Raw genomic sequence first — 9,102 nt, 5'->3', positions numbered from 1 at the left:
TCCTTCTCGCCGCCTTAACCACCGCGGCCAGCCGGCGGCCCGTTACACCATCTATGCCCCATTCGCGACCGAGGTGTTGTGGCGGTGCAATATGTCGCGAAGGGCCTAGGCTGTGTGAGAATTCAAAAACGCGAAGCGCGACGAGAATGATATTCTCGGGTTCGATTTCAAAATTGAATGGGCTTGCGGTTTGAGCGGCTAAAGCGGCGTCGAACGAACAACTTGTTCTATCGCGATCGAACGTTTTCGCGTTTTCACACCGCCTGGGCCAAAGGCGGAAGTCGCACTCATTCGATCCTCGTCGCCACGAGCGAGCACCTGGCCGCGATGATCACTCGGGCAGCCCGGCTCGCCGCAACCCTTCTTGGTATCGCGCAAGGTCTTCGGCCCGCCGATAAGGGCCCAGCACGTCTTTAAGAGTGGAAACACGTAGCGCGGGATTGACTTGCCGCAGTCGAGCCACGGCCTTATGTGCTTGCTCCGGCCGTCCGGCCATTGCCTTGCCTGCGGCGTCGATACGTAATCCAGCTTGATTGTCCGGATTGTCCTGCAATGCCATTGCCGCCCACGATGCCGCTTCGTCGTAGTGGCCCAGGAAGAAATGTGCATGCGCGGTCCCAGCTCGCATTTCTGTCGCCCGCGGATCAAGTGGGCTCAGGCGCATGGCACGCGCGAAGCGCTCGATCGCCGATTCTGGATCGCCGAGCCAGTTTTTCACCCAGCCGCCGCAAGACCATGCCTCGGCCAAATTGGCACTGAGCACAAGCGCACGATCGATTAAGCCGGCGGCCGCGTCGAGATCGCGAACAACAGCCGCTAATGCATATCCGCTGGCGGCGAGCGCGATCGCGTCATCCTTGCCCAACTCAACTGCCCGCTTAGCGAGTCTCGTCACTTCGTCAATCTCATTCTGTGTGACCGAAATCCAGCCCATAGTCTTGGCAAAGAGGTAGCAAGAGGCGGCACGACCGTAGGCGGCCGCAAAATCTGGGTCGAGCTCAATCGCGCTGTTGAACAAGCGCAGTGCCTCGCCGTTCGCTTGCCGGCTACCATACTGATAAAACCTGGCCATCCCGCGCAAATAGAGCGCATAGGCGTCGAGACTCTCGGTCGGCTTGCGCTTGGCACGCTCGATCTCGGCCTTTTCCACCGCTGGCGCAATCGCCCCGACAACGCTCTCGGTCACCTGGTCCTGCAGATCGAAGATGTCGCCGAGACCACCATCAAACCGGTCTGCCCAAAGATGTGCCCCGGTGGCGGCATCGACGAGCTGTCCCGTGATGCGCACCCGGTTGGCCGCCTTGCGAACGCTCCCTTCCAGCACGTAGCGCACCCCAAGCTCGCGCCCGATCTGCTTCACATCGACGGCGCGCCCCTTGTATGTGAAGCTCGAGTTGCGGGCGATGACGAACAGCGCCTTGAAACGAGACAGCGCCGTGATGATTTCCTCCACTATCCCCTCGGCAAAATATTCCTGCTCCGGATCGCCGCTCATGTTCTGGAACGGCAGCACGGCGATGGACGGCTTGTCGGGAAGCGGGAGCGCCTGAGGTTGGCTCACAGCCGAACCTGATTGTACTACGGAAGGGGTTTGACCAGTCAGCCGAACCCGCCACGCCCGCATAGGCTCAGCAATATTTTTGAGGGGCTGCGGTCCCATATCATCACAGGCAATCTCGACCTTGCCCCGAATCTGCCGATAGGCATCATCGGACATGCAGACCCCGCCCGGTTCGGCGATGCCCTCAAGGCGGGCAGCAATATTGACGCCATCGCCGAAGATGTCGTTGTCATCGAAAATGATGTCGCCGACGTGAATGCCGATGCGGAATTCGATCCGCTTGACCTGCGGCACATCGATATTTTGTTCAGCCATGCCGCACTGAATTTCGACGGCGCAGCGTACGGCATCTACGACGCTCCCGAACTCAACGAGGGCGCCGTCCCCTGTATTCTTGACGACACGTCCGTGATGCTCAACGATTTTGGGATCGAAAAGCGTCTTTCTAAGAGCTTTTAGTTGCGCCAGCGTGCCTTCTTCGTCGATCCCTATCAAGCGGCAAGAGCCAGCGACATCCGCCGCCAGAATAGCCGCAAGTCGCCGCTCGACGTGCTCGCTGCTCAAGATGCACCCCCATGCTCGGGGAAATTGAATGGTTATATAGCAGAAATTGTGGGCCGATGTCCGGCTATGCTCATGTCCGAAACGGGTCAACAGCGTCGTTTTGGCAGCCAGTCAGTTACTTCCGGTCTGCCCTGACAACCAGACATCCTCAGAGGCCATCGGCATGTCGCAAACGGGCCATGAGCAGACACCTCGCACCCAATCACGCCAGTGGGCGCGCCGCCTGCGCTCACTCCTCCGGCATCCCCGCTTGGCGCAAGCCGTCCTTGAGCCGTCGGAGCCAATCCCGATAGGTCGGGTTGTCGGAGAAGCTCTCGCCATAGACGGCCTCCTCTTGGGCCACCGTTCTGATCCCGAAGTCCTTGAGTGAGAAATAACGCTGGAGCGTATCGCGCGCCTCCGGCAATTGCCCGTTGAGCGCCAGTTCCGCGGCGAGCAAGCGCAGACCGACGGGATGCTGCGGCACCATCGCCAGACAGCGACGGTACATGTCGATGGCTTGGGCGCTTTCCTTCAGCATCGAATAAGCGATGCCCTTCCAGAGGAAGAAGACGTTTAGAGTTGGATCTCGTGGGCTCAAGCGGTTCGCCGTATCAGCACACTCGATTATCTTTTCCGGTCGACCCAATGCCCAATTCGCCCCGCACAAGGGACTATAGGCCGGGATGAAGCTCGGGTTGAGAGCGAGGCTGCGTTCTGCCTCGATCAGCGCTTCCTCATGGCGCTTTTGGACGCTCAGCAGGAATGCTTTGTAAGCATGAGCCCGGTAATTGTTCGGCTCGATAGCGAGCGCCCGGGCGACGAGCTCAGCGGCTCGCTGGATATCCGCCTCCCGGTCCGCGCTCAGCCCGTTGATGAGCCCGAAGATATACTTCGCTGCCAGAATGTTGAGCGCAATGACATTGCGCCCGTCGATCTGAAGCGCCCGATCGCAAAGGTCAAAAGCCGCCGCCCGCTCGGCGCTGCCCACCGTCGAGGTGTCGAAGCCCGCTTGGCACCGCAACGCCAAGTCCTCGGCGTCAAGATTGCCCTGAACCGCCCGCGCGACGCGGGCCGCCTCGATCGCGTTCGTCTCGATTTCGAGTGAGCGCGCGAGGCGCATGACGACCTCGTCCGCCATCGTCAAGAGGTCGGCTCGACCGGCATCGAACTTGTCCGCCCAGAGATGCGCGCCCGTCTCGGCGCTGATAAGCTGGGCATTGAAGCGCACCCGGTCGCCGCTGCTCTGCTCGCTGCCCTCGAGCACGTATCGCACGCCGAGCTCCCGGCCGATCTGCTTAACGTCGATCGGTTTGCCTTTGTAGGTGAAGGCCGTGCTGCGCGCGATGACAAAGGCGCCGCGGAGGCGCGAGAGAGCCGTCGTCAGCTCGTCGGTGACCGCGTCGGCGAGATAGTCCTGCGCCGGGTCGCCGCTGAGGTTCGTGAACGGCAGCACGACAATGGAGAGGCCTGGCACCGACGGCGGCCCCTGCGGTGCGGGCGCCGGACGGAAGGTGGTCCAGACCCCAGCCGCGAGGAGAAGCGTCGCGGCGACCCCGGCGAGCGCCAGCCATTTCCGCCGCAAGTTCCACCACCGCAGCGGTCCCGGCTGAGCCAAGGACGGCTCCATCCCGCCCAGCGCCGCCACGGCGTCGGCGTCGAGCGCATAGACATGGACAGGCCGGGCGATGTTCTTGACCGTCTGCTCCCCTTTGTCGGCGAAGGCGAAGGGCAGCTTGTCGCGGACGTGCTCATAAACGGCGCCCGAGATACAGACGCCGCCGGGCTCCGCCAGCGCCTCAAGTCGCGCCGCCACGTTGACACCGTCGCCATAAATGTCCTCGCCATCGACGATGACGTCGCCGATGTTGACCCCGACCCGGTAGTCGATCCGGCGGTCTGGGGGCAGAGGGGCGTTGCGCCGGGCCATCGCACGCTGAACCTCAACTGCGTAGGCGACCGCGTCCACGGCGCTGGCGAACTCGATGAGGATGCCATCGCCGGTGAGCTTGACGACGCGACCTCCATGCGCCGTGAGCGGGGGTTGGACGACCTCCTTTTGTAGGGTCTTGAGCGCGCGCAGCGTGCCGACCTCGTTCGCGCCCATGAGCCGGCTGTAGCCGGCCACGTCGGCAGCGAGGATGGCGGCAAGCCTTCGTTCGACGTGCTGCTCGCCCACGGACCACTCCCGTCGGCCAGTGGTGGTTGATAGCCTACTACGAGAAGAGCACCGCAGGTAGAGTGAAATCGGCCGATCATGTGAACGGGTCAGTTCGTTCTTGGTGCCGCCAGTGCTGCCGATCGATCCGCGAGAGATGTCCGCTCCGGGTCAAAATGCGACTTGCGTTCTACGTCGGCTTCCTGGGCGGGACCGGACGTTCGCGGCGAGCGGGGCACGTGATCGCCGGCGCCGCGACGTTCTGGCGGACTCGTTATTGGCCGACTCGTTTCTGGTCTTAGGGCACAACAATTGGGAGCCGCTATGATTTTGTACCGAGTCGCATAATATTGATTATGGAATATATGCCTAACAAGACGATCCGAAAGCCGAGACTGCTAGTCAGCCCCAACCGACGTTTCTTACGATGCGCTCGCTTGTCTTCGCCGTACAGCGTTGCGTTGGCGCCGCTTTCGTTCCCGCTTGCGCCGAACTGGCGCTATCGAAGGCATCGGTGACAGAGCCGTCGGCTGCTCGACCGCGCAGACGGGAGGCAGCTCCGTTGCTTGGGCGGGTGCGGGCCGCGCCTCCATGATCTCGAGAACCGAGCGTCCCTTGCCGGTGATGCGCCAGCCGCCGTTCATCCGCTCGATGAGACCTTGGGAGAAGATATCCAGGTCGGGCACGCGGGCTGCCAATCGCTTGGTGTGTTCGGCCCAGTCCCGTCCGCTGGTCGCCAGAATCGCCATATCGCGCTTGAGGTCCGCCATCGCGGCGAACCCGTCTGGATAGCTGACCAGCACCTTGAGAACCGTCACCTGGAAGTTCACTGCCCCACACCCGTACCCGGCGTCCGCGAACTTACTTCCTCGACATCTTAGAAGCATCCGTGAACCTCTGTCGACTCACGACATTCATCCGCTAGTTTGCGTTGGAGGTACGCGGTGAGGTCCTTGTTGGGCATGATGATGGCTAAAGACTCCAGCCCCGGAAGCGGTCATGATCGGCGTCGGGGAGTTAGGGATGATTCCCTCGACCAATGAACGGCCGGCTGGTCCTCGCGCAGGCAGGGCGGGTACGTTGACATGTCGATGATGCGGATTCCGTGGAAAACCCACCGGTCAGGCCGCTGATTGACGACCCGGATGTGGACATCGAAGAGCGGCGACATCGCAATCGCGCGCGGATGATGTTGAATCCGGCCGCACCGATGACAGGGGGAGTCCATGAGTTTCAAAGCAGCCGGCGCTTCGCACGAGCCGACCCTGGATTGCCCCAACTGCAATCACGAGATCCGGCTGACGGAGTCGCTGGCCGCTCCCCTCCTCGCTGAAACCCGTCAGCGCTTTCTACAGCAGCTGGCCAGCAAAGATGCCGAGATGGAGCGTAAGACCGAGGCGCTGCGGCTGGAACGCGAGCAAGTGGCCAAAGACCGCGAGCTAATCGAGGACCAAATTGCGAAGCGATTGACCGCCGAACGCGCTCAGGTAGTCGCGGCCGAAAGCAAGAAGGCGCGGGAGGCGGCCGCGGCAGAGCTGCAGGCGAAAGAAGCGGAAGCCGCGGAGCTGCGAGCCACCCTGCTTACCAACAACGCGAAGCTTGCCGAGGCCCAAAAGCAGCAGGCCGAACTGATGCGGCAGCAGCGGGCGCTCGAAGAGGAAAAGCGCGAGCTCGACCTGACGATAGAAAAGCGCGTGCAGGCCTCCATCAGCGGAATCCAGATCAAGGCCAGGCAGGAAGCCGACGAGGCTGCGCGCTTGCGCGTTGCCGAGAAGGACCAGACCATCGAGTCGATGACACGCACGATCGAGGAACTTAAGCGCAAGGCGGAACAGGGATCACAGCAATCTCAAGGGGAGGTTCTCGAGCTCGAGCTCGAAGAGCTTCTGCGCGGGCGTTTTCCAACCGATTCGATTGAGCCGGTTGGCAAAGGTGAGCTTGGGGCGGACGTTATTCAGCAGGTGAATGGTGCTATTGGCCAATCTGCCGGCATCATCCTTTGGGAAACCAAGCGCACCAAGGCATGGAGTGACGGGTGGCTTGCCAAATTACGGGACGACCAGCGTCGTTCCGGCGCCGACGTCGCTCTGATCATCTCCCATGCGCTGCCGAAACATATCGAGCAATTTGACCTCGTCGACGGTGTATGGGTGGCTCATCCGCGTTGCGCATTGCCGGTGGCCGTGGCGCTCCGCCAGGGTCTGATCGATGTGAGCAGCTCGCGCCTCGTTCAGCAGGGTCAGCAGACCAAGATGGAGCAGGTTTATCACTACCTGACCGGCACGAAGTTTCGGCAGCGGGTAGAAGCTGTCGTTGAGAAATTCAACGATATGCGCGACGACCTGGACAAGGAGCGCAAGTTCATGGGCCGGCAATGGGCCAAGCGTGAAACCCAGATCCTCGCCGTGGTGGAGTCGACCGTTGGCATGGTCGGCGACCTGCAGGCGATCGCCGGCAAAGCAATGCCAAAGATCCCGAGCCTGGATATGCCGCTGCTTGAGAGCATCGCCGCACCTGACCGGAAAGTAGGATGATTGGTGGACGTTGATGGCGAACTCGGCTCGGCGAGGATTCCATAAGATAGTTTGTGCGAATCGTTCGCAATAAGGCCTGTAGACGCCGGATAGAGAAGTCACCGTTGTCGCATTCACCACAATCCTGCACCCCGTCTACGGGATTCCTGCACTGCCCTAAGCGCCGTGCCCACCCGGCTCCTTTGACCGAATACCGAGGGCATCCGTGAGTGCGAGGAGCACGGTTGGATGCAGGATCGCGCCGACCCACACGCCCGCGACCGCGCGTTCGATATCGCCCGCCAGGATCCACCGACCGGCGTCTCGCCGGAAGCCGCCACGGTCGCCATCGCCGAGGTGCTGGATTCGATCGGCGACACCTGCCCTGAATGCCCGCCGGCGGATTGCGGCTGACTTCGCCGCGACTTGGCTTGCGGACCCCTGTACAATCCGCGCATGGTCCCTTCCGATCCGGAGCACGGCGTCTCAACTGCGCCTCACCGCAAGATCATCCATATCGACATGGACGCCTTTTACGCGTCGGTCGAGCAGCGCGATAATCCGGGCCTGCGCGGCAAGCCGGTCGCGGTGGGCGGTTCGGCGGAGCGCGGCGTCGTGGCCGCGGCGAGCTACGAAGCCCGCAAATTCGGCGTTCGCTCCGCCATGGCATCGGTTACCGCGAAGCGACAGTGTCCGGACCTAATCTTCGTCAAGCCGCGCTTCGAAATCTACAAGGCAATCAGCCGGCAAATCCGCGAGATCTTTGCCGAGCACACGCCGATCATCGAGCCTCTCTCGCTGGACGAAGCCTACCTCGACGTCACCGAAAATCTGCAGGGCATCCCGCTCGCCAGAGACGTCGCTCTGAGAATCCGTGAGAAGATCAAGGCTGAGACCGGCCTGAACGCCTCGGCGGGCATCTCATACAACAAGTTCCTGGCCAAGCTCGCCTCCGATCACCGCAAACCCAATGGTCAGTACGTCATCTCGCCGGAGATGGGACCGGCTTTCGTCGAGGCGCTGCCGGTCGGTAAGTTTCACGGCATCGGACCGGCGACGGCGGCCAAGTTTAACGCCTTCGGGATCTGGACGGGCCTCGACATTCGCAACCAGTCCCTCACCTTTCTGCAGGAGAACTTTGGCAAGTCGGGCACCTACTACTACTGGATCTCGCGCGGCATTGACGAACGGCCCGTCCGCGCCAACCGCATTCGCAAGTCGGTCGGCGCAGAGAACACGTTTTCCACCGATCTCTCCAGTTTCGATGCGCTGATCGGTGAGCTCCGACCCCTTGTTGACAAGGTCTGGCGCCACTGCGAGACGATCGGCAATCGTGGGCGCACGGTCACCTTGAAAATCAAGTTTGCCGACTTCGAAATCATAACCCGCAGCCGGTCGGTCTCGTCGCAAGTTGCCCATCGGGACGATTTGGAGCGCCTGGCCACCGGCCTGCTTGAGGCAGAGATGCCGCTGCCGAAGCAAGTCCGCTTGCTGGGAGTGTCTCTGTCTTCCCTGCAAGGGATGAACGACACGGAGCCACAACTGGATTTCGGGATTTAGCCCGGGCTAGACTTGTGGCCCGACCAGGCTCGATGCGGGCGAGATCCGGAGGATCGCAACCACCCAATGCTTAAAACCGAACTGACTCTGGCTGACATGGCCAAGGCATTGGCCGAATCCGCTGACTACCGGGTTTTGCGCCGCTTGGTCCCCCGGGCGACTTTCAAACCATCAGTCGGTCAAAGCACCAAAACCGGCATCCTTCTCGATGTCGAAACGACCGGTCTCGACCAGCGAAAGGACGAGGTCATCGAGCTGGGGATGGTCAAGTTCGACTACCTATCAGACGGCCGCGTCGCCGGCGTCAGGGACACCTTCACTTCGTTCAACGAGCCGTCCGTGCCTATCCCGCTGGAGGTCTCACCGACATCACCGACGAGATGGTAGCCGGACAGCGGATCGACGAGGAAGCGGTCTCGTCGTTCGTCGACGATGCCGTGATCGTCATCGCCCATAACGCAGGGTTCGACCGCAAATTCGCGGAACGCTACTGGCCGATATTCGAACGAAAGGCCTGGGGCTGTTCGGCGACAGAGGTCGAGTGGCGAAAACACGGCTTCGAGGGCTCGCGCCTCGGTTACCTCCTGAACGGTGCGGGCCTCTTTCACCAGGCCCATAGGGCCGTCGACGACTGCCATGCTATGCTCGAGATTCTCGCATTCGAATTACCGACGAGAGGCGCATCGGCGCTCGCCGTCCCTGCTCGATGCGGATTCCGACGAAGTCGCCCGGGTGTACCGATATGAAGTCGCCCGGGGATTCCGAGA

Annotated in this window: 7 protein-coding genes and 1 pseudogene; 4 read left to right on the top strand and 4 right to left on the bottom strand. The window is 61.7% G+C overall.

Annotated features, from left to right (window positions below):
- Positions 1-331: 331 nt before the first annotated feature.
- From ACFFWD_RS14830 to ACFFWD_RS14820, 3 genes are all read right to left on the bottom strand, one after another.
- Positions 332-2,125 (bottom strand): adenylate/guanylate cyclase domain-containing protein, encoded by a 1,794-nt coding sequence (locus ACFFWD_RS14830; RefSeq protein WP_376966275.1) that lies wholly within the window; start codon positions 2,123-2,125, stop codon positions 332-334.
- A gap of 229 nt (positions 2,126-2,354) precedes the next feature.
- A complete protein-coding gene (locus ACFFWD_RS14825) occupies positions 2,355-4,283 on the bottom strand; it encodes an adenylate/guanylate cyclase domain-containing protein (RefSeq protein ID WP_376966273.1) in 1,929 nt (642 codons plus the stop codon).
- Between the two features lie 401 nt (positions 4,284-4,684).
- The gene (locus tag ACFFWD_RS14820) at positions 4,685-5,092 is read right to left on the bottom strand and encodes a hypothetical protein (protein ID WP_376966271.1); all 408 of its coding nucleotides are present in this window, start codon (positions 5,090-5,092) and stop codon (positions 4,685-4,687) included.
- 396 nt (positions 5,093-5,488) lie between these two features.
- Between ACFFWD_RS14820 and ACFFWD_RS14815 the strand changes: the two genes are divergently transcribed.
- The 4 genes and pseudogenes from ACFFWD_RS14815 (at position 5,489) to ACFFWD_RS14800 (ending at position 8,722) form a co-directional block, all read left to right on the top strand.
- Positions 5,489-6,796 (top strand): DUF2130 domain-containing protein, encoded by a 1,308-nt coding sequence (locus ACFFWD_RS14815; RefSeq protein ID WP_376966269.1) that lies wholly within the window; start codon positions 5,489-5,491, stop codon positions 6,794-6,796.
- A gap of 201 nt (positions 6,797-6,997) precedes the next feature.
- A pseudogene (locus ACFFWD_RS14810) lies at positions 6,998-7,189 on the top strand (hypothetical protein); the annotation flags it as partial.
- 42 nt (positions 7,190-7,231) lie between these two features.
- Entirely contained in the window at positions 7,232-8,335 is a 1,104-nt protein-coding gene (gene dinB / locus ACFFWD_RS14805; RefSeq protein WP_376966267.1) for a DNA polymerase IV, read from the top strand.
- Between the two features lie 66 nt (positions 8,336-8,401).
- Positions 8,402-8,722, top strand: a complete 321-nt coding sequence (locus tag ACFFWD_RS14800) for an exonuclease domain-containing protein (RefSeq protein ID WP_376966265.1) — start codon at positions 8,402-8,404, stop codon at positions 8,720-8,722.
- On the opposite strand, the gene ACFFWD_RS14795 is transcribed toward ACFFWD_RS14800, so the two are convergent.
- Positions 8,611-8,973 (bottom strand): hypothetical protein, encoded by a 363-nt coding sequence (locus tag ACFFWD_RS14795; RefSeq protein ID WP_376966277.1) that lies wholly within the window; start codon positions 8,971-8,973, stop codon positions 8,611-8,613. The two genes, ACFFWD_RS14800 and ACFFWD_RS14795, sit on opposite strands and share 112 nt — an antisense overlap.
- Between the last annotated feature and the right edge of the window lie 129 nt (positions 8,974-9,102).

Source organism: Bradyrhizobium erythrophlei, assembly GCF_042430365.1.
Taxonomy (GTDB): Bacteria; Pseudomonadota; Alphaproteobacteria; order Rhizobiales; family Xanthobacteraceae; genus Bradyrhizobium; species Bradyrhizobium erythrophlei.
The sequence above is the reverse complement of the archived record's forward strand: the minus strand, read 5'-3'. Positions and strand labels throughout refer to the sequence as shown.